The 22,516-nt window shown below is 55.5% G+C and carries 14 protein-coding genes; 6 read left to right on the top strand and 8 right to left on the bottom strand.

Translation table 11 applies throughout. The annotated features are described in order from the left end of the window. Positions 1-323: 323 nt before the first annotated feature. A complete protein-coding gene (locus SH410x_RS10815; RefSeq protein ID WP_473676516.1) occupies positions 324-761 on the top strand; it encodes an MgtC/SapB family protein in 438 nt (145 codons plus the stop codon). Positions 762-966: 205 nt separating this feature from the next. On the opposite strand, the gene SH410x_RS10810 is transcribed toward SH410x_RS10815, so the two are convergent. Both SH410x_RS10810 and SH410x_RS10805 read right to left on the bottom strand, forming a co-directional pair. Further along, the gene (locus tag SH410x_RS10810; protein ID WP_473676515.1) at positions 967-1,335 is read right to left on the bottom strand and encodes a response regulator; all 369 of its coding nucleotides are present in this window, start codon (positions 1,333-1,335) and stop codon (positions 967-969) included. Further along, positions 1,323-3,743 carry a PAS domain S-box protein gene (locus SH410x_RS10805; protein WP_473676514.1) on the bottom strand — a complete coding sequence of 807 codons (2,421 nt, stop codon included), beginning with the start codon at positions 3,741-3,743 and terminating at the stop codon, positions 1,323-1,325. The genes SH410x_RS10810 and SH410x_RS10805 overlap by 13 nt, the downstream gene beginning before the upstream one ends. A gap of 249 nt (positions 3,744-3,992) precedes the next feature. On the opposite strand from SH410x_RS10805, the gene SH410x_RS10800 reads away from it, so the two are divergent. Together SH410x_RS10800 and SH410x_RS10795 are read left to right on the top strand one after the other, a co-directional pair. After that, entirely contained in the window at positions 3,993-5,351 is a 1,359-nt protein-coding gene (locus tag SH410x_RS10800; protein WP_473676513.1) for a sigma-54-dependent transcriptional regulator, read from the top strand. A 46-nt stretch (positions 5,352-5,397) separates the two neighbouring features. Continuing rightward, positions 5,398-6,864 (top strand): vitamin K epoxide reductase family protein, encoded by a 1,467-nt coding sequence (locus tag SH410x_RS10795; RefSeq protein ID WP_473676512.1) that lies wholly within the window; start codon positions 5,398-5,400, stop codon positions 6,862-6,864. Positions 6,865-7,039: 175 nt separating this feature from the next. On the opposite strand, the gene SH410x_RS10790 is transcribed toward SH410x_RS10795, so the two are convergent. From SH410x_RS10790 to SH410x_RS10780, 3 genes are all read right to left on the bottom strand, one after another. Further along, entirely contained in the window at positions 7,040-8,092 is a 1,053-nt protein-coding gene (locus tag SH410x_RS10790; RefSeq protein WP_473676511.1) for a dihydroorotate dehydrogenase-like protein, read from the bottom strand. 42 nt (positions 8,093-8,134) lie between these two features. Continuing rightward, on the bottom strand, positions 8,135-8,653 hold the full coding sequence (locus SH410x_RS10785) for a hypothetical protein (RefSeq protein ID WP_473676510.1): 519 nt from the start codon (positions 8,651-8,653) through the stop codon (positions 8,135-8,137). Between the two features lie 805 nt (positions 8,654-9,458). Beyond that, positions 9,459-11,075, bottom strand: a complete 1,617-nt coding sequence (locus SH410x_RS10780; protein ID WP_473669183.1) for a transposase — start codon at positions 11,073-11,075, stop codon at positions 9,459-9,461. 374 nt (positions 11,076-11,449) lie between these two features. On the opposite strand from SH410x_RS10780, the gene SH410x_RS10775 reads away from it, so the two are divergent. Genes SH410x_RS10775 through SH410x_RS10765 form a run of 3 tightly spaced genes read left to right on the top strand, consistent with a single transcriptional unit; the run spans position 11,450 to position 16,373 of the window. After that, the gene (locus SH410x_RS10775; RefSeq protein ID WP_473676509.1) at positions 11,450-12,472 is read left to right on the top strand and encodes an HlyD family secretion protein; all 1,023 of its coding nucleotides are present in this window, start codon (positions 11,450-11,452) and stop codon (positions 12,470-12,472) included. Further along, positions 12,469-15,246, top strand: coding sequence for a ribosome-associated ATPase/putative transporter RbbA (gene rbbA, locus SH410x_RS10770; RefSeq protein WP_473676508.1), 2,778 nt, complete (start codon positions 12,469-12,471; stop codon positions 15,244-15,246). Before SH410x_RS10775 ends, rbbA begins: the two co-directional genes overlap by 4 nt. A gap of 2 nt (positions 15,247-15,248) precedes the next feature. Continuing rightward, a complete protein-coding gene (locus SH410x_RS10765; protein WP_473676507.1) occupies positions 15,249-16,373 on the top strand; it encodes an ABC transporter permease in 1,125 nt (374 codons plus the stop codon). Positions 16,374-16,660: 287 nt separating this feature from the next. Here SH410x_RS10765 and SH410x_RS10760 read toward each other — a convergent pair whose 3' ends face one another. The 3 genes from SH410x_RS10760 to SH410x_RS10750 form a co-directional block, all read right to left on the bottom strand. Then, on the bottom strand, positions 16,661-19,192 hold the full coding sequence (locus SH410x_RS10760) for a plasma-membrane proton-efflux P-type ATPase (protein ID WP_473676506.1): 2,532 nt from the start codon (positions 19,190-19,192) through the stop codon (positions 16,661-16,663). Positions 19,193-19,364: 172 nt separating this feature from the next. Continuing rightward, entirely contained in the window at positions 19,365-20,897 is a 1,533-nt protein-coding gene (locus tag SH410x_RS10755; protein ID WP_473676505.1) for an FMN-binding glutamate synthase family protein, read from the bottom strand. Between the two features lie 81 nt (positions 20,898-20,978). After that, positions 20,979-21,848, bottom strand: coding sequence for an ADP-polyphosphate phosphotransferase (locus tag SH410x_RS10750; protein WP_473676504.1), 870 nt, complete (start codon positions 21,846-21,848; stop codon positions 20,979-20,981). Between the last annotated feature and the right edge of the window lie 668 nt (positions 21,849-22,516).

Raw genomic sequence — 22,516 nt, 5'->3', positions numbered from 1 at the left:
ACGCCGCCCGTCGGATGGAACCTTATACTGGTGTCGATGCGATCACCGTTGCAGACGAATGCAAGTCATGCGCCGTTACCATTTGATGAGGGGCTGAAGAACGCTTTGGAAAATCTTCGCTTCTGATGATCTTGACCACTCCGGCGATCTATTCAATGATGCCCCTACGCTCAGTGCTGGACCTCTTCCTCAGCATCTTTCAACGCGTTTGTTTTCTGGTCTACGGTCATGATCGACCACATCGCAGCGCGTCGTCAGCTTCGCGATGGCCGTTTTGACTCCCAGGCAAGCTGGAAGCTTACGCCACCTACTCGGCTCAGAGAATGAATCAATTTGAATTCCTATTGCCAACTGGAATGGCTCTACTATTGGGCGGCACCATTGGTCTGGAACGCCAGATCCGAGGGCACGCGGCAGGGTTGAGAACCCATATGCTCGTTTCACTTTCGGCAGCCATTTTTGTGCTCGCGTGCGAAACGATGACAGCCAATTCAGCGGCAGAAATGACTCGCGTCGTCCAAGGGATCGCCGCCGGCGTCGGGTTTATCGGCGCGGGCACTATTCTCAAAACTCATCACGAACATGCCGTCTCTGGCTTGACCACCGCGACCACGATTTGGCTGTCCGCCGCGGTGGGGACCGCATGCGGACTGGATCAGTATGCATTGGCATGCACCAGCGTGTTAATGACCGTCATCGTTCTGGTCATGCTGCGACCGATCGAATCCTATTTTGGCAAAAAGTCGAAACGCGACCTTTGAAATCTGCACATGTGCATGCTGATTTCTTTCGTATTCGGTGCACCATTGCCGTAAACATTTCGGCCTCACTCAAATAATCACCCTGTCTCAAACGACACAGCGAAGTGCGCGTTTCAGGACAAAGCGATGCGCATGGGCGCACAGCGGAAGAGGTCGTGAGCTTGCCCAGAATTCATGATCGCAAGGGGGCGGCCGATGCCACCTGCTAGAGCCCTAACGCTCGATCGAACGCGGCCTGCAGTTCAGGGACACCGAAGGGTTTGACTAAGTAGCCGACGATCAAGGGATTCTCCCGCAGCTCGTTCCGCGCGTGTGACGACACAATGATGATCGGCACCGGCTGCGTTTCAGCGATCCGGTCGGCTGCCTCTAAACCACTCATCTCTGGCATGCTGACATCGGTAATGACTAAGTCAGGCCGTTCACGCAAGCACAAGTCGACCAGTTGTCGCCCGTTTTCAGCCAACCCCACAACGACGTGACCGAGTCGAGGCAAAAGAACCTCGAGATAATCGCGAATATCGGCTTCGTCATCAGCGACCACGATCCGTAGTGCGCCCGTCAAGGGAGACATGCTTGCTTTCTTAGAATGGTTAGCTCAAAACAGGCGCCGCCCGATTCGCCATCTTCGATGGCAATCGTTCCGAAGTGGGCCGAGATGATGCGATGGGCAATTGCCATTCCTAAACCGGTCCCTTTTTGCTTGGTTGTAAAAAACGCGTCGAATACATGCGATTTCTGTTCATCGGAAAGCCCCGGACCGTTGTCGCAAACCCGGATTGCTAGGGCGGGAGCCCCCTCAAGAGAGGTTTCATAGCATCGAATGGAGATCTCGACGGGGTCATCGCACGCCGCCAGCGAATTTTCAAAAAGGTTGCGGAACACCTGCTCGACCCGAAACGCGTCGATCTCGCAGTCAAGCATGGTTTCGTGAGCTTCGGTCAAATACGTCTCGCGATCGCCCCGGACCGATTCCAAGCTGGCCCACGCTTGCCGCCATATCTGATCGACCGAACAGACATCACATTCCAGTTTCGTCGGGGCTGCGTAGCTGCGCAGATCCTCGTACATGTGCCGCAAATCTTCTTTCGCTCGTGATATCCGCTGCAGGTCTTTCCACGAATCAGAGTCCTCGGCCATCGTAAAACCCAGCATGTCGACGCCGACTTGAATCCGCTGCAGCGCGTTGCGACTTTCGTGCGCGATCACCGAAATCATTTGCCCCAGAGCCGACAGTCGCTCGGATTGAATCAGTTTGTTCTGAACCACTTGCAACTCGGTGATGTCGAGTCCGATGGTGATGAAGCCAATCGGTTGGCTATCGCCGTCAAGCAACGGACTCGCGTTCCACAGCACAGTCCGTGGTGATCCATCGCGGTGGACACACGCGAGCTCGTAGGCGCGGAGCGATTTTCCTGCGTTGACTCCTCGCGCCTTAGTGATTGCCTCCTCGCGACGATCGGGCACCACGACGAGTTCGTACGGGTTCTTCCCCATCGCCTCGTCCCGAGTGTAACCAAAGACGCGTTCGGCTTCCGCATTCCACTCGGTGATGCGGTGATCAAGCGACACGCACAGGATGACACTGTTGGCCGTCTCGATAACGGAGCGGTAACGCTGCTCGCGCTCTCGTACCGCGACGTCGGCGATTTTTCGGCTGGTGATGTCCGTCACATATCCCTCAAACGCGATCCCATTGCCATCGTCATCGTAGATCCCTCGCCCCTGTTCCCAAAGCCAACGTGTCGTACCATCCCGATGTCGAATCCGAAACTCGATTTGATACGACGTCTTTTCTTGGAGTGCCAACTTCATTTCGGAGCGCAGGTGCTCGCGATCGCTCGGCTCGACGGTTGATAGCCAGTCGACCTCCTTGCCAACCAATTGTGCGGGCTTGTAGCCCGAAACCGACTCGATGCCGTCGCTAACGACTTCGAGTGTAAAGTTTTCATCGTTTCGGCAGCGGAAAGCTGCACCGAGCAGATTGCTCAGCAACATCGAGTGCTGACGTCGAGTTTCCTGAAGGTCCATGTGGTCACGCTTGGACGCGGTAATGTTCTTCTGGACGTCGACAATTTGCACGATGTTGCCGTCAGCATCACGCACCGGAGAGAGCGTGAGGACCACGTCAACAGGAGTCCCGTCCCTCGCCACTCGCACCGTTTCGAAGTGATCGATGCGTTCGCCGTTCCGCAGACGCGTTTGGTAAGCGTCTAATTCCTCTAAACGATCCTGCGGTACCAACAACGTGATCGGCCGCCCAATCGCCTCGTCGGCCGAATAACCATATATCCGCTCAGCGGCCGGATTCCAACTTTGGATGATTCCATTGACATCCTTGGAAACGATGGCGTCATCGGACGAGTCCACAATCGCAGCGGTTTGGCGAATGCGTAGTTCGTCTCGGTGACGTTCAATGGCGAGCGCGGACAGTGTCGCACACTCGGACACGAATTCCAGATCGGACAGCTCGGGATGTCGCGGTTCGCGGAAGTACATCCCGAACGTCCCCAGCAGCTCGCCTTTGCCGCACACAATCGGTTCGGACCAACAGGCACGCAGTCCCGCGGCGCGGACTGAGTCTTGATACTCGGCCCAATAAGGATGCGTCTGCACGTCGGCGACGATGACCCGCTCACCCGAGAACGCCGCGGTGCCGCACGAACCGACGCTCGGGCCGATCGGCAATCCGTCGATCGCGTCAATGTATTCGCGTGGCAGCGATACGCTCGCACCGTGTCGCAACTGCTGAGTGTGGGAATCGACTAACATGATCGATCCCAGCATCCCTTGGCGCGTCTCCTCGGCCAATTCGACCAGCATCGTCAATACGCTTTCAAGCGAATCGCCACGAACCAGGTGCTCCAAAATTCGCGTGTGACTCTCCATTTTCAATTGGGTCAACTTTACGTCTTCCTGCGAAACTGCCCGAAGGGAATCGGCAGCCCCTTCGACGGCAGCGGGTCGGGTGGTCGATGACATGGCTGGGTTCCAGGTTGTAAAAGAGGTTCGCCGCCATTGTCGCATTCCTGGCGATCATTGCAATCAAGCTGGCTCGTCGTTTGCGTTGTTGACCCGTAGCGTAAGCTTCCCACTTGCTAGCGAACCATATTTCGCTGAAAAATGGCATGAAGATCACGGAAACCAAGATGCTTCCTCTCATGCCAGCCGCTCAATGTCGCACAGCGAGTGCGCATATACGGGCAACTTCCTGTGGCGTAAGCTTCCCAAATGAAACCTAGTAACGGAACCAACATGACCAACCCGCTCAATATACTCTTTGTGGACGACGACGAAGATTTTGGGGAGGGCTGCGCCCGCTGGTTCGACCATAAGGGCTACCAAGTGGCTATTTCGACCAGCGGCCAAGGCGCGCTGGACCTGTGCAGCCACCACGATTTTGATATCGCAATCTTGGACTGGAACCTGCCGGGTTTGTGCGGGCTGGAACTGGTCCAGCGAATGCGTGAATCGCATCCGGACACCGAGGTCATCGTGTTGACGGGCGAAGGCACGATCAACAATGCCGTCGACTCGATGCGATTGGGCGTTTTCGACTTTCAAACGAAGCCGTTCCCGATGGGCGATCTCGAACGCCGATGCCTGGCCGCCATGGAACGACGGAAATTGAAGAAGGAGAACACACAGCTTCGCGCACTCATCACGCGATCCAGAAAATCCGCCCATCAGATGATCGGCCGGTCCGCTCCCATACGAAAACTGTTCTCGTTAATCGACCGGGTCGCACCGACGGACAAATCGGTGTTGATCCAAGGTGAAACCGGGACAGGCAAGGAGTTGGTCGCAGCGGCAATTCACGCCGGCAGTGCCCGATCCGACAAACCAATGGTTACCCTCAACTGTGCAGCGCTGCCGGAACAACTCGTCGAGAGCGAATTGTTCGGGCACGAGAAGGGATCGTTCACCGGTGCAACGGCCATGAAGCCGGGATTGTTCGAGGTCGCCGACGGCAGCACCTTGTTCATCGACGAGATCGGCGAAATGCCACTGGCGTTGCAACCGAAGCTCTTGCGCGTGCTCGAAGATGGCTCGCTTCGGCGGATCGGCTCCGCGAAAGAACGCCGCGTCAATGTCCGGATCATCGCGGCAACGAATCGCGACATGGCACACGAAGTTGCCGAGGGCCGTTTCCGCGAAGACTTGTACTATCGCATCAACGTGATGTCGCTGGAACTGCCGCCGCTTCGTCATCGGGGAGACGACATCGAATTGCTGATCAAGCATTTCATGGGCGAAGACTACGAACTCGATGTCGAAGCTCTTGCGGCGATGGAGGCCTACGAGTGGCCCGGCAATATTCGTCAACTGATCAACGTGATCGAACGAGCGAAGATCCTCGCCGACGATCGAGTGATCACGATGGACGAACTGCCTCAATCGCTGCACCGCCCATCCATGACGTCTGCGAACCCATCCGAAAAAACGACCGGATCGCTGATGATCTTGCAACGAGATCATATTGTCGAGGTTCTACAACGCGAAAACGGCAACAAGTCCAAAGCCGCCAAAGTCCTCGGTATCGAACGACGCAAACTCTATCGCATGATGGAAAAACACGGGATCAGCTAATCGCGGCGTACGCCATTTTCCTAAATGCAATTCCTCAAGACAGAGCATGGAAACGATGAACCACACAGCGAACCCAACACTGCCATCCGAACGCCAACCCGACGCCAGCTCACCATCCAAACCTGTCGCGGTCTTCAATTGGCTCCTTCGCGATACAAAACCGCTGCCGCGTTGGCCGGTGGTATCGGTGCTGGCAATCTGCATCATTGTTGCGATTGGCACAAGCAGCTATTTGTTGTGGACGCATGTGACCTCATCACCCATCGCGGGCTGCGGCAGCGGTGGCGGTTGGGTTGACTGTGAGGGCGTGGCCGTTAGCCGCTGGTCGGCTTGGTTCGGGGTTCCCGTCAGTCTATTGGCGCTCGCGATTTATCTCGCATTGGCTGCGGCATTGGTGGTCGCAAGCTCCGCTCGCTTCAGTCGTCCGCTGCGTGAGATCGGTTGGACGGTCGTGACCGCTGCGGTGTTTGCCGCCGGCATGAGCGCGGTTTGGTTTATCGCGATCCAGCTGTTGGTCCTTCAACACATTTGCCTCTACTGCATGCTCGCTCACACGTGTGGGCTCATTGCGACGGGAACCATCCTGGTCGCGGGTCCGCTGAGAGCAAAATCCGCGATGGCGATTGCTGTGGTCAGCTTCGCCGGGTTGATGGTGCTGGTCTCCGGTCAACTGCTCACCACTCCGCCAACGACGTTCGAGATTGAACGTTTCGACTCCCCTGCGATTGATGGGGGCGACGGATTTGAGTTTGCTCCACCCGCCGAGAGTGACGGGAGCAATGAGCCTACGGACAATAGCTTCTTTGATGCTCCGGGGACCAGCGCCGCCCGTCCCCTCGGCGATCAGGGATGGGTTCGCCTACTTGCCTCGCCAAGCCTATTCGCCCTCGGCGTTGTCGAGGGCAATTCACCCCCCGCGGATCAACCACCAGAACGGGTTGCATCCATCCGTGGAGGCGCCGTCAAGCTGAAGGTTGCCGATTGGCCACACATCGGTCCCAGCAATGCCAAGTATGTCATGGTGGAACTGTTCGACTATTGTTGTCCGCCTTGCCGTGAAACCTTCGAGGCAATCCGGGGTGCACGGGCCGAACTCGGGGACCAACTGGCAATCGTTTTATTGCCGCTGCCGCTCAACTCTGACTGCAACCCGACGATCAAAGTCACCGGCCCGCACTACAAAGAGTCCTGCGACCTGTCAAAGCTTGCTGTGGCGATGTGGCGAGTCGACCCTGAGGCGTTCTTGACGCTGCACATGTGGATGATGAACGGGGATGAAGCACCCAGCTATGCCGAAACCATCGCAAAAGCGAGAACCTTGGCGGATCCTAAAAAATTGGATGCGGAACTAGCTTCAGGCGTTCCCGATCAGTTCATCGCACGCAATGTAGCTCTTTACAAACGAGTGGGCGAAGGCTCGATTCCCAAACTAATGTTTCCTAGAACCAGCGTCATTGGCAAATTCACATCCGTCAGTGGGTTGCTTGATCTGATCCGACGCGAAGCAATGTAGCCGTGGCTGACGAGGCCTCGCTACTCGGCAAGGCCATTTGAATGATGTCGGCCACCGCGACTTAGCAACGCGGGATCAATAACTGGCGTAGTGGATCTTGTTAAAGATCCATCCAGAACAGGATCTTTAACAAGATCCACTACGGTAAACCCGTCACTTATTGTTCCTGTTATCCTTACCGGCTCTCGTCATGGTGGCCGTAGGCGTCACCGGTGTCGGTGGAAACTTGAGGCGTTGGGTCCGCGTAGTGCTCGGATTTCGTAAGCGGATCGATATATTCCAATCGCACGAGACGCTCGGGTGTGAGTTCAACCTCGGGGCGGCAGCGTTGGAATGCCACCAACGAATCGTGCGGGCTACTGTCGAGATAGCGCGAGATCCCTTGCAAAATTTTCTGGATCGCATCGGGTCCTTCGCGATAGACCTCCGATGTCACCATCACAATGTCCGCACCGACAATCATTGCCTTGATCGCGTCTTCACCGGTACGCACGCCGCCGCTGGCCGCGAGCGATAGCTGCAACCCTCCGGTGCGGGCGTGAACGATGCCTTCCAAAATGGTCCCGAGAGAGCCGATGGGGGAAAGTTCCCAACGGGTGGTCCAGTGCATACGATCAATACTGACGTCCCATTGGGGACGGTGCGTAAACAGTGCCAAGCCTTCCACGCCGACGGCTTGCAACTTGCGGGCGACCGACGCCAAATTGGTGAACTGCTGCGTTAGCTTGACGGCGACGGGAATGGAAAGACGATCACAGAGGTTACCGGCCAAGTCGATCAACTGAGATTCGACGGCGTCGCAGGACTCATCGGGACCGGATAGCCCACGTTGCCAATTCAACTCTAAAGCGTCGGCCCCCGCGGCTTGAATCTCGTCGGCGTAGTCGAGCCATGGCCCCACCGACGATCCATTGAGACTTCCAATGATCGGAACTTGAGACAACGTTTTGAGCTGCCGAATCGTTTGCAGATAGTTCTCAGTGCCCCCGTTGTAGCGATCCTGTTGCGGCTGATAACCGCTCTCTGAAAGAGCCCCGATCGGGTCGACCGGTTTCAAGATCCCGTACATGATCTGTTCTTGAAGCATCGACGGCAACACGATCGCGCCGGCCCCCGCAGCAACCATCTGTCGGACCTGTTCCGGTTCAATGGTCAGTGGGCACGCACCGACAACGAGGGGCGAGGACAATTCCATCCCCATGTAGGTCGTGTTGAGTTCTTTGGACATGTTCAGGCTCGCAGTAGTGGGGGGCGTGATTGAATTCGCAGCTTAACCACGGGTGTGACTCCGTTGCCGCTTCAACTTCTCGAGCTCGTCTCGCTCAAATTCGCTGAGGTAGAGTGGCAAGAACGGTGATTGGATCAGAATGACCATAAAGAATAAAGCAGCCGCTGCCGCTCCGACCATATGCCACTCAAACGATGACGCCGCAATGATGAAGGTTCCGATCGCGAGCACACCGATCAACTTCATCAGCGTGACCATGCCGACGGTCTCAACATCGACTTCCAATTCATCGCGAGTGAGCCCGTCATGGCCATGGGCCCGTAAATTCGACGTCCGCGAGCGAAATTCAAGGTAATTCGTGTACGCCAACACGGCGTACAGTACGGGAATTGGAATCGCCGCCAAGTAAGCCGCTTCCCGAAAGAAGAAGAGACACACGACGGTGGCAACTAAGGACAGGATGAGCAGTATCCGCACACCCGTGCGGAAATGTCTCGTCACAACATGCGCATCGGGTTCGGGCGATAGTGATTGAGTGTCATTTTCTGTGCGAGAGCTCATCGTCGTTCCTGCTGGGTTAAGTAGCCGTCGTGAAAAACGGCAACGTGTGCGTTTCGGTCAAAGTTAGCACCGCGTGAACAACACGCGACGAATTCTCCCGTCGCGAGCGTCGCCAGTCGGTCGAAGCCCACCCTTGAGCAAGCGTACCTACGCCAGTTTTTGTTCATGCAATGCTAAGTCAAAATTTACAATCAATAAAACAGCAAGTTTCGTACCGCACCTCCTTGGTGACGGAAATGGTCCACGAATCGATGCGGACGCCCCGTCGACCTCGAATTGTTGCAGAAACTGCTCGACGTTTTGTCTTGCCTCGCCCGTCTTTTGCTGTATCTTGCCCAACAACATCGCCATTGATTGTCATGCGAACACTCCCTATTCGATCCGAATTGCGTTAAGGAACGAGCGGAAAATAGGTGGCCGAACGCTCCGCGGTCGGCATAGTCGACCGTGGAGTGTTCGACCACAATTTCAGACAGAACTTTCCGCTCTTTCCTCATTTGTACCGCACGAGGCAAACAGGACTCCCGACGACCTTGAGGCTTCCGACGGACAGTCAGCGTGGGACAGGATTAGGATACCAGGAACAATAAGTGACGCGTTTACCGTAGTGGATCTTGTTAAAGATCCTGGTCTGGATGGATCTTTAACAGACGGAACCGACATTAGGTGGCTTTGCTGCGGGCGACTTTTTTTGGTGGTGCAAAATTTTTTAGCCGGGGCCTCTCTGGAGGCCCTGGTTTGACTGTCGAGGAGTCGCAGGCTCTACATGAACCGTCGTCCTAGTCGCCTATTGCCCCTGTTCCCCCTAGTTAATGGCCAATTGGAGCGAATTCTTTCTCTGGCGGCGCATTGCCACCGCTCGAAGCAGATTCCAACCGGCCAGCTTCAGTAGGATCGAAAGCTTCACCGCATTGTGGCCGCGAACGCGGAGCCGACCCAAGCCCATCATTCGCTTGAGGCAACCGTTGGTCCCTTCGATACCCGACCGCCAACGGTAGCGATCGCGGAACTCGTCGCTCTGCTCGTGGCGACGACGCGCGTCGGCTCGAACCGCACTGCCGGTAAATTGAATGCGGCCGGTCGGCTGCGCGGTGTCCCGATTGCGTTGAACGCGGCAGTGTGCAAGCAGCGGACAGTGCTGGCACTTCTCGGGATCCATCTGTGCGAAAGTGTAGTCGCCTTTGGCGTTGTAGTTGGTCGACTCGGGAGCGTGACCAGCCGGGCAAGACTCCAGTTCACCGGCGCAGTTGAGCTTGAATTGGTCGTAGCCGATTTCATCAGCATCGTACTTCTTCGAGCCTGGCACCGGAGCGACCAATTCGACGCCTTCTTGCTTAGCCGACTCGACGTTGGCGTCGCCACCGTAAGCGGTATCAGCCAGCAGTTCGTCTGGCATGGCGTCCCGCTTTTTCAAGTCCTCCAACACCGGCGAGACCGCATCGGCGTCGTTGTCCGCAGCGGTTTCGACTTTGGCCGAAGTAATCAAGTTCGGCTCGCCGTCTTCGTTGAACGTCTCGGCGATTTGAACCTGGTATCCGGCTCCTTTGTGACCGCTGTAGGTCGCGTCGGGATCCGACGGATTGACGATCACATGGCCGCCGGTTTTCTTGCGAACTTCGACGAATTCTTCCCGAAGTTCGCACTGCTGGTTAAAGATCGTTTGCAGTTGTTTGAAGGAGTCCCAGTCGCAGATCGGTTTGGTTTCGGTTAATTCATTGAGGATTAAGCAGAGGTCTTCGGCGGCTTGCTGCAACGCAATTTTCCGCTGTTCGGTAGTGCGTGCGTCGCCAAAGATTCGGCTGTCGGATTGCTTGCGGTAGCGGGCCAAAAGCTCGTCGTCAAATCGGTCGATCAGCCTAGCCGAACCAGACTGAGCGTCGTGCTTTTCGACTTTCTTGAAGAACCGCCGCAGGGCCACGCCGATCATTTGGGCGCGTCCCAGGGTGGCCATGTCGCTGAGCACATGGGTGGAATCGAGACGCTGTTTTTTGACTTTGACTTCCATGCTTTGCAGCAGGGTGTCGGTAACGCCTGCGAAGATCTCCTCACTGATCTTCTCGTTGCTTTGCATTCGAGCGATGTAGCGTTCAATGGTTCGCTGAGTGACTTCGGTGCTTGGCTCCAGGTTCAGTGCGTACTGGATGTCGGTTCGGAACAGCAGTGCTTCGTGGGCCTGGGGGACAGTCCAACCTTGAAAGTCACGGATCCAAAGGAGCGCGATGATCGCGTGCAACTCAAAGGTTGGTCGTCCTTGATCGTCACTGAGATGCTCACCGACGAGGCCGATGGGCATCTGCTCCAAGAGCACGTCGCGAAGGAGGCCCTGCCATCCGTTGTCAATCATCTTTCGCCCCATGGGGCCGATGACGCCCTCGAACGGGTCGAAAAGTCTTTGCTGCGTAGGTAGTTCGATGGTTTTCACTGACTAACCGACCACTCGAAGAAAAAAGCTAAATCCAGACAGCAAAAGGTAACGCATCTCGCCCATGAAAGAAGCTGGTAGTATGAGACTTTTGTCGGGCGCGTCTTAACAAGATCCACTACGCCAGTTATTGATCCCGCGTTGCTTAGGCGTTTGCTCCATCGAGTACAATCTGAATCGAAGCTGGAGGAATCCAACATGCGTTTCGCGATGTCGCTGAGTTCGATGACTGACGCGAGGGGTTTCGCTGGGTGGGAAGGCGTTACTCGCGGTGCCGAGTTCCCGACCGACAAGCAGTCGCTGGAGTTCCACACCAGGGCCACCCCTTCGTGAACGCCAACCGTTTCGTTAAACCAGTACAGCCAACCTGCCCCATGAAGAATTCTACTCGAGTGATTTTGCGAGTTGCGTTAGCGACCGCTGTTTCCGTTGGGATGTATTTCGGTTGGCAATACTGGCTCGCTCAGCAACCGGCACCGCTGCCGGAGGGAATCGCCTTTAGCAACGGGCGGATCGAATCGGTCCAAGTTGATATCGCGACCAAGTACGCCGGACGAGTGAAAAGAGTCTTCGCCAACGAAGGCGATCTGGTTGAGAAAGATCAGTTGCTGGTGCAGATGGACACGCTTGAGTTGGATGCAGCACTGGCGCAGTCGCAAGCTCGCTTGGCAGAAGCAGAACAAGCGATCGCCCAGTCCGACGCAATCCTGCTCGAGCGAACCAGTGAACTCAACCTCGCAAAAAGCATTTTGGAGCGAGCCGAGAAACTTCTGCCTCAACGAGCCATTTCGCAGGAGGAATTCGACCAGAAGAAGAGTCAAGTTGAAGTTGCGAAAGCTTCGGTAGCGGCTGCGGAAGCCTCTATCAATACAGCCAAGCGCTCGGCAGATGTGGCAAAAGCAGCCGTGACTCAAGCCCAAGTTCAAATCACCGACGCCCAACTGAAATCGCCCACGATCGGTCGAGTCCTGTACCGACTCGCTGAGGAAGGCGAAGTCCTCGCCGGTGGCGGTAAGGTGATGACATTGATGAACCTGAGCGACATCTATATGGAGATTTTTCTGCCGGCCGAGGATGCGACCCGGCTTTCCATTGGTGCTGACGCTCGAATCGTGCTTGATATTGTGCCCGGCTACGCCGGGGTTGCCAAAGTCAGCTTCGTATCGCCGGAAGCACAGTTCACTCCGAAGCAAGTCGAGACGCAGGCAGAACGAGACAAGCTGATGTTCCGTGTCAAGGTTCGAGTCCCGCCTGAACAAGTCGTCAAGCACATTGATAAAATCAAATCGGGTATCCGTGGCGTGGCCTATGTAAAACTCGATGACTCCGTCGACTGGCCACCAGAACTCAATCGCCTATTCCCCGACGATCTTTCTCAGATGAAGATCGAACGATGAACGGTTCCGTTCGTGCCGAGCCGGTTCCGCATGTCACCAATGTCGCCGAAACCAGCGGTCTGAGCCACGTTTATGGTAAGACGCTGGCATTAGATGACGTGTCCCTCCAAATACCCGCGGGACAGACATTGGGTTTGATCGGCCCTGATGGAGTCGGTAAGTCGACACTGCTGGGATTGCTTTCGGGAGCTCGAAAGCTGCAAACCGGTAGCGTCAGAGTGTTCGACGGTAGCATGGCCAACGCGAGGCACCGCAATGCCGTCTGCACTCGCATCGCCTACATGCCACAAGGACTAGGTAAGAATCTCTACCAGGACCTAAGTGTTCACGAGAACCTCGACTTCTTTGGCAAGCTTTTCGGCCAGGCCCGCAGCGAACGCAAAACGCGTATGGACCGACTCACCGAGGCAACAGGACTTGCTCCGTTCCTGAATCGCCCGGCGGGAAAACTCTCAGGTGGCATGAAGCAAAAACTTGGTCTGTGCTGCGCCTTGATTCATGATCCTGATTTTTTGATTCTTGACGAACCGACGACCGGGGTTGATCCGCTGTCGCGGCGCCAGTTCTGGGAGCTAATCGACTCGATTCGCGCCGAGCGACAGGGAATGAGCGTATTGGTATCAACAGCCTACATGGACGAAGCCCAACGCTTCGATTGGCTGATCGCGATGGACGCGGGAAAAATATTGGCAACGGGCACCCCCGACGAAATCAAAGCGAACACCCAAACAGATGATTTGGAGCACGCATTTGTCGCTTTGTTGCCGCCTGAAAAACAAGGGAACGCTCGGATTCTGAAGATTCCGCCGAGATCCGAAACGGATAGCCCGGTGGCAATCGTGGCAGATGGTTTGACGCAGCGATTTGGCGACTTTACAGCCGTTGATCATGTTAGTTTTGAGATCAAGGCTGGAGAAATCTTTGGCTTTCTAGGCTCCAATGGTTGTGGCAAGACCACCACGATGAAGATGCTGACCGGCCTCTTGTCACCGACCGAGGGCAAGGCTTGGCTGTGGGGCAACGAGGTGGATGCGAGCGACATGGCGACTCGTTACCGAGTGGGATTCATGTCCCAAGGGTTTTCCTTGTACGGAGAATTGACGGTCCAGCAGAATCTGCAGCTGCATGCTCGTCTGTATCACATGCCGGCCTCCAAGACGCGGCAACGGATCGAAGAACTCGTCGGCCGTTTTGGACTGACACCGTATCGAAGTGAGAAGGCGAATTCGTTACCACTGGGACTTCGTCAACGACTTTCACTCGCAGTGGCCGTCATTCACGAGCCGGAAATGTTGATCCTGGACGAGCCAACGTCCGGCGTTGATCCGGTGGCTCGCGACCAGTTCTGGGAGTTCTTGATCGACTTGTCTCGAAACCAGAAGGTCACGATTTTCATTTCAACGCACTTCATGAACGAGGCCATGCGCTGTGATCGCATCTCGCTGATGCACGCGGGTAAAGTGTTGGTGCAAGACAACCCGCAAACGATCGCAGGCCCCCACGGGGGTGGCGCCCACGGGTTGGAAGAAGCTTTCATTGAATGCATTGAAGGAGCCGGCGATCCATCGGCAGTCTCAGCAAGCGATTCATTCGCTGCAGAAGCGAATATCTCGCCGCTCTCATCGCCTCCGAAAACGACTCCTTCATTCGCCGGGCTGACTCGTCTGCTTGCCTTCAGCTATCGCGAAACGATGGAGGTGTTGCGTGATCCCGTTCGGCTGACGTTTGCGTTCGGCGGCAGCCTCCTGCTGTTACTGGTGATTGCTTATGGGCTCTCCTCAGACGTCGAAAATCTCGCCTTTGCCGTTCTTGACCAAGATCGCTCCCCGGCGAGCCGCGCCTACGTGCAGGAGTATTCGAGTTCACGTTACTTCACCGAGCAATCTGAATTGCGGAACAAAGACGATCTCGAAACAAGGCTTGCGACTCGTCAGATCACGATGGCAATCGAGATTCCGCCGTCCTTCGGTCGCGATTTGAAACGTGGCCACAATCCTGAAGTCTCGGTGTGGATCGACGGCGCTGACACGTCACGGGCGTCGACGATCGAAGGTTATGTCGAGGGCGCTCACGGAAAACTCATCGAACGGTTCGCTCGCGAGAGCACGTCACCACAAGTTCAAAGCGAGGTTGCATCGTTTGAAACACGCTATCGGTACAACCCTTCGTTCGAGAGCATCTATGCCATGGCGCCAACGGTCCCAACCATGATGCTGCTATTGTTTCCGGCAATCTTGATGGCCGTCAGCGTGGCTCGCGAGAAGGAGATCGGCACGATCACCAACTTCTATGTCACGCCAACACGACGGATGGAATTTTTGCTCGGCAAACAGCTCCCCTACATCGCCATTGGCATGGCGAACTTCGCCATTCTGACGCTAGTCGTCGTCTTTTTGCTACAAGTCCCAATGAAGGGAAGCCTGTTAACGCTCACGTTCGGTGCTTTGCTCTACGTCACCGCAACGACAGGCTACGGTCTGTTGGTCTCGAATCTCGCCTCCAGCCAAGTGACGGCGGTATTGCTCGCGGCGATCCTATCCATGATGCCAACGATGCAGTTCTCAGGCATGTTCCAACCCGTTTCGACCCTCGAAGGTGCGGCTCGCGTCATGGGAACCCTGTGGCCGGCGGCATACTATCTTCACCTGAGCGTAGGGACATTTACGAAGGGACTCAGCGCCGTTTCGCTGATCCCGGACTTGGTCAAGCTAGCGATGTTCTCGCCCGTCTTCTGGGTGCTTTGTCTGCTCCTTCTTAAGAAGCAGGAGAAGTGAAGATGAACGCTTTCGCAAACATCTTTTGGCTGGGCACAAAGGAACTCCGCACGCTGCTGGGAAGCATCTCATTGATGGGTTTCTTGGTGTATTCATTTACCTTCAGTGTCTACCAACAAAGTGAAGGAGTCCCCGAAGACGTCAATCGTGCGTCAGTGGCGTTTGTGGACGAAGACCAATCGACACTGTCGCGAAATATGCGAGATGCGCTCTACCCGCCCTATTTCAAAATCCCCGAAGAGATCACCGCCGCGGAGATCGACCAATCCATGAACGCCGGGCGGTTCTTGTTTGTTGTGGTCGTTCCACCCCGTTTCGAGGCGGACGTTCGCGAAGGGCAATCGCCAGAGATTCAAGTCAATATTGACGCGACCGCCGTTCGCCAGGCCGCTTTGGGAGCAGGATACATTCAGGCGATTTTGACAAGGGAGATCAATCGTTTCGTCCAACGAAGCGACGCAGTTGTCTCGCTGCCCATTCAGTTGGTCAAACGCAAAGCGTTCAATCCCAACGGGACGAACAGTTGGACGCGTGCCGTCGCGGGCTTGTTGGATCAACTATCGATGTTGACCATCATCCTGACAGGCGCCGCCATCCTGCGCGAACGCGAACACGGCACGCTCGAACACTTGCTTGTCATGCCGCTCACTTCGTTTGACATCGTGATCGCAAAAGTCTGGGCGAATGGACTGGTGATTTTGGCGTTCTTCACCTTGTCGATGCTTTTTGTGGTCGAAGGGGCAATCGGAGTGCCCTTCGCCGGCTCGCGACTGCTTTTGCTTAGCGGAACGGTCGTCTATCTATTTGCCGCCGCCGCGGTCGGTATTTTACTGGCGACGATTGCGCGAAGCATGGCGCAATTCGGGCTTCTTTGCATGATTACCATCATTCCGATGATGATGCTTTCCGGTGGAATGAGCCCGTTGGAAAGTCAGCCCGATTGGCTGCAGCGAATGACCTGGTTCCTGCCATCACGACAGTATACGAGTTTCGCTCAGGCGATCGCGTTTCGAGGCGTTGGCTTCAGCAATGTGTGGCCTGAATTCGTCGCCATGTTGGGATTGGGACTTGCCGCCTTCTTCGGCAGCCTCGCGTTGTTTCGCCGGTCTATCGCCGCGACGGGATAGACCAGATCGACAATCGGTTTGTTGCTCGCGTGACAATCGCTTCCTACTCAGTTGCCGACCTCAAACGAACCACTGGGCTCTTCTACAGCATCGGCTCGGTGCATCGGCTTGCATCGAATAGAACCTCGGAACCTACCTCAATAAGAGGCAAGAATACGGGCTCTTCACGGAATGGAGTGGCACGCTACCGATTGCCCAGACCGATCCAACGTGATGGATTTCCTAAGTACTCAGAAAAACCCGCATCCTGGATGACTCCCATTCAATTTCGAGTAGAACCAGAAAAGCTAAACGGTTGGTTTAACTTGAGTATTCGATGTCGGTTCAGCTTCAACGGGATCGAACACGCGATACGCAAGCAGTTTCACTCGATCATTGACCAGGAACCATAGCAAAGCATATCCCCACACAAACGCGGCCCATCCCCAGCCCAGCGGTGTCATGAACAGCCCATATACGGCAATCAACGTCGCGAGGAGTTGTGTACCGAGCACGGCGACCCATAAAATCCTCGCAGGGCGAATGGACCAGAAAGGCCCACGGGTGCGTGATAGGAAAATCGTCAGATGACCCGCCACCGATAGCTTGAGGTACATCAGCGTCTGGATGACCTCACGGTCGAGTGCAAAGACCACTTCACCGAGATAAAACAGACCAAACGCCGCCACAACCCCGGTGACCCCCAACACCGTGGAGATTCCCAACACCATGCGCATGTTCCACGCCTCGGGTTTGTTCCTGTAATGGACATTGTCGTAGGCGATGGAAAGGATGGCTCCGTCATTGAGCAATGCGATCATCACAATCATGACCGCGGTCAACGGGTAGAACTTGAAGACCAGAATTGCCAGTGTCATCAGTAGCAGCACTCGCAGCGTTTCGGCAATGCGGTAGATCGCGTAGCTGTTCATCCTCTGAAATATTTTCCGGCTCTCCTGGATCGCATCGACGATCACCGTTAAACCGGGCGCAACCAGCACGATGGACGCGGCGGCACGAGCCGCGTCGGTCGCACCGGAAACCGCGATACCGCAATCGGCTTTCTTCAGCGCGGGGGCATCGTTCACTCCATCACCCGTCATCCCTACGATGTGCCCGCGTTTCTGCAACACGTCCACGATATGGAACTTATGTTCGGGGAATACTTGCGCGAAACCGTCGGCATTTTCAATCGACTCGGATACCTCGTCACTCTCGTCCGTCTTCGAATCGCCTAGGACACTGGCATCCAGAATGTTGGTGCCCATGTCGAGCTTTTTGGCCGTTTCCTTGGCGATCGCCAACGCATCGCCTGTGACCATCTTGATCGTCACGCCCATCTCGCGAGCCGTCTGGACGGTTTCCTTCGCATCTTCGCGAGGCGGATCGAATAGTGGCAGCACGCCGAGAAACTGCCACTGACCGTCGCCGTCGTCTCGAGCCACCCCCAGCGAACGGAATCCGCTAATCGCGAAGTCGGTAACCGCTTTCTCGACCACGCCTTTGACTTGCGCGGCATTGGCTGACATTGCCAAGATCACCTGTGGAGCGCCCTTGGTCACCTTGAACTGTGTTCCACCTTTGGCTTTGACGGTCGTTTCGGTTCGTTTATGCAGCGGATCGAATGGTTGGAAATGTCCGACGTCATAAGCTGCCAGCACCTCCTTGTCTTTCACTCCGGCGAGCACGGCGAGATCAATCGTGTCGTTGTCGTCGGCACGCGATGCCAGCGCACCATTGAGGATGACTTGATCGGCCGCTATACCATTCACGGTGAACGGATCCCCCAAGGTCAGCTTGTTCTGCGTTAGCGTTCCCGTTTTGTCGGCGCATAGCACGTCGACCCCAGCGAGTTCTTCAATCGCGACCAAGCGACTGACGATGGCTTGCTTCTTGGCAAGCAGCCTCGCTCCAACGGCCATCGTTACGGACAACACCGTCGGCATCGCCACTGGAATGGCCGCTACCGTGAGGATCAAAGCGAACAGGAGGACTGGATCCTTCGGCGGTTTCGCATACAGCATCGGTTCGCCGCGGATGACGCCCACCGTGATGATGATGGACACCAAAGCGATCGCGAGAACGATCAGGTATTTCCCAATTTTCAATACGGCCTGCTGGAAGTGGCTGACGGCATGCGCCTCCTGCACCAGTTGCGCCGTCTCGCCGAAGTAAGTCTTGTTCCCGGTAGCATAAACGAGTGCGGCGATTTCACCACGACGGATGATGGAACCTGAGAAGACAGCTTCGCCCGATTTGCGAGTCGTGGGTAAGGACTCACCGGTCAGTGCGGACTGATCTACTGAAATCTCGTCGTCGTCGAGTAAGCGTGCATCGGCGGGCACGATGTCCCCGAGACGCAATCGAATCACATCGCCCGGCACCAGCTCCGATGCGGCCGGGTTGATCCATTTCCCATCACGTTTCACGCGGGCCTTGATCGCTAGTCTGGCCTTCAGTGCATCAATGGCACTGCCTGCCTGACGCTCTTCCCAGAAACCGACAAAGGCATTCGTCAACAGCAAAAAGAGGATGATGCCGAAATCCTCCCAGTGTCCGACGACAGCCGAAAGAATGACGGCGATCTCGATCATCCATGGAATGGGGCCCCAGAAATAGGAGAGGAATTTCAGAATCGCATTGGTTTTCTCTTCCTTGATTACGTTAGGACCGTATTCGGCCAGTCGCTTTTTGGCTTCGACGCCCGTCAAGCCATCGGGCGACGAAGCCAACCGTTTTTCGACCTCCGCCATGGGAAGCGACTTTAGATCATCCTTCGCCTCGGTTCTCTTTCCAGACTCTATTTCAGGAACTCTGAGCTGGTCAGTATCTGTCGCCATGATAGGTAGATCCTCGTATTTGATGTGCCATTGGATTGATAAGACGCGAGTTGCAAACTCAGTCGCATTGATATGGAATCCTTATCTATTTCATGCCCTCCGACATCACGTGATGGATGTAAAAGCGGTGGTAAGCACATGCGGTTCATCGGACATACTTGAACGAATGTGTTTAGGAGCGAGATGGCAGAAACCGGCGTTTCACAGCATTCTTTTGGGATTCCCCCGTTGTCGTCCCGCCCTCATTCTGCCAGTCAGTGCCGTGGATGAGGAGATCCGGGGTGACGTCCGCGATATGCCTGACGCCGCAAGCGGCGGCCAGGTCGAGAGCGGCTTTCACGGTGCGGCGGTGGAAGTTCGCAACCCGGTGCTTCTTTTCATCGACCACGAGACCCTTCATCAGCATCGAGTCCTGGGTAGCAACCCCGCTGGGACATTTATTGGTATCGCAGCGTTGGGCCTGGATGCAGCCGACGGCGAGCATGAAGGCTCGGGCGGAGTTGCAGGTGTCCGCTCCGTAAGCGATGAGCTTGACGACGGAGAACGCCGTCAGCACTTTCCCACTGGCGATGACCCGAATCTGATCGCGCAAGCCGTTTTTCCGCAGCTCGCTATCCACGAATTTCAAAGCCGGCTCCAACGGAAATCCGACGGAGTCCGAGTATTCCAAAGGTGCAGCGCCCGTGCCGCCTTCCGCTCCATCGACGGTGATAAAATCAGGGAGTATGCCTGTGGAGTTCATCGCTTCGCAGATGGCTGTGAACTCGCTCTTTTTTCCGATGCACAGCTTGAAACCGACGGGTTTACCGCCAGAGAGATTGCGTAGGTTTTGAATAAAATTCAGCAGGCCGACTGGATCGGAGAATGCCTTGTGTCCGGGCGGCGAGAGAACCGTGGTGTGGGGTTCAAGCTGCCGAACCTCGGCAATCTCAGCCGTGTTTTTGTTCGCAGGCAGTACGCCACCGTGACCGGGTTTGGCACCCTGCGAGATCTTCAATTCAATCATTTTCACACGATCATGCGTGGCTCTTTCCTGAAAGGATCTCGGATCGAAACTGCCGTCATCGGCCCGGCAACCGAAGTATCCCGTGCCGATCTGCCAGACGATGTCGCCGCCACCTTCGAGGTGGTATTTGCTGAGTCCACCTTCGCCGGTGTTCTGATAGAACCCGCCCATCTTCGCACCCTGGTTCATCGCGAGGATCGCGTTTTTACTGATCGCGCCAAAGCTCATCGCGGAAATATTAAAAATCGATGCGTCGTAGGGGGATTTGCAATCGGCACCACCGAACCGGACACGTGGCGGATCATCCGGTGCGTCCACGGGAAAGATGGAATGCGTCAGTCCCTCATATTCCGGTTTGTCAAGATCCAGTTCCGTGCCGTAGGGATGGGTGGGCGAGAGGTCTTTGCCCCTCTGATAAACGAGGGTGCGGTGGTTACGAGAGAACGGCATTCCATCCGTGTGGCGTTCGATGAAATACTGCTGGATCTCGGGCGAGATCAGTTCAAAACAATATCGCAAATGACCGAGCACAGGAAAATTCCGCAGGATCGCATGCGATCTCTGCAGCATGTCGTAGATCCCTAGCAGCACCAGCGGACCGACGACGAGGAACAACCACCACGCGGATGGCAAAAACCAAGCGACTGCTACCACACCGCTGACAAGCACCAGGCTGAATAGAAGAAACAAACGTCTCATGTGAAAGCTACCTTGGGTTTCCTGAGCATTATTTCAATCCCTACGCAGTGGAAACAGAGAACTCGGATTCATATGCTGCGTTCAAAGTTTTTCGCGGATCGATGCCAATTCAAGTCGTCGTTTCGCGGTGGTTTTGGGATACGACATATTGAGATCCTTGAACGCATCCATGATGATTTGAGAAATGATCAACCGGGCATTCTTCTTATTGTCCGCCGGCACGACATACCAGGGTGAGTCCTCCGTGCTGGTGGCGCCCAGAGCGTCCTCGAAAGCCTGCATATAGAGCGGCCAGCTTTCCCTTTCGGTCACATCCGCGAGGCTGAACTTCCAGTTGTTCTCCGGTTCATCGATGCGATCGCGAAACCTCGCGGCCTGTTCCTCCTTCGACAAGTGGAGGAAGAACTTGAGGATCCGCGTGCCGTTGCGGTGGAGGTGCTCCTCGAGATCAACGATCGAGCGATAACGGTCCCGCCAAATCGTCTGTGCGTCGACCAACTCCTCTGGAAGCTTTTGATTCAACAGAATCTCCGGATGCACTCGGACGATGAGCACTTCCTCGTAGTAAGAGCGGTTGAAGATCCCGATCCGTCCCCGCTCCGGCAGGCGACGGTTCGTGCGCCAGAGAAAATCGTGATCCAATTCCTCGTGGCTCGGCTGCTTGAAACTAAACACCTGGCACCCCTGCGGATTCACGCCCGACATAACGTGCCGGATCGCGCCGTCCTTGCCGGCCGCGTCCATGCCTTGAAAAATGAGGAGCATCGCGTAGCGGTCGGACGAATAGTGCAGGCGTTGCAGCTCGCTAAGCTGCTCAACGTGGCTTTTGAGCATGCGACGATACTGCTTCTTCGACTTGTACAGACGCTTCACCTTCGTCGGTCGGCTGCCAAGATCGACCTGCTCTCCGGCCTGCACCCGAAACGGTTTCGTAACAATGTCTTTGCCCATCAGGTTGTCCCCCTTTGTCGTAACCCAGGCTGGCACCAGTGCCAGATAAATCGACTCGTTAAGGAATGAGCGGAATATTAGTGGCCGAACACTCCGCGGTCGGAATGATCAAAAGTAGCCGAACGCTCCGCGGTCGGAGTGATCGACCACGGAGCGTTCGGCCACAATATTAGACAGTAATTTTCTACTCGTTCCTAAACCTTCCATATCCTCGTCAATACTCATTCCGATGGCATGCTATTTCGTTGTCTATTTTGTTTTTCAAATTTGGTCGCTGACCAACGGTATCTTTCGATCAGTTTCTAGCCAGCGTTCCTGACCTGTGCATAAACCATGCGCAGTTCTGAGCGTTTACGCACACCCGGCAGCCAGATGCCGACCGACCGCGGAGCGTTCGGCTACAACTTTACACAGTAATAATGCGTTCGTTCCTTAACAGGAATGAACTTAATCGCAAAAGGCGTGCCGATGGACGAGCTATCCATCCAACGGGCTAGGTTTTGAAAGGGCACTCTCGAACCTTCCTGAAAATGAATTTCGCTGAACTGGCCAGACGATGGATCGTTCCTCCAATCGCTGGCGAGACTCGCTACTGAAGGAGCGATCGGCGATGGAAGAATGAGCCATCCTGAGAATAATATGATGCTCGATAGCGAAGCGAGGGATTT

It is taken from the genome of Rhodopirellula sp. SH410 (genome assembly GCF_055811895.1).
Note: the sequence above shows the minus strand (reverse complement) of the source record. Positions and strands in the feature narration are given on the sequence as shown.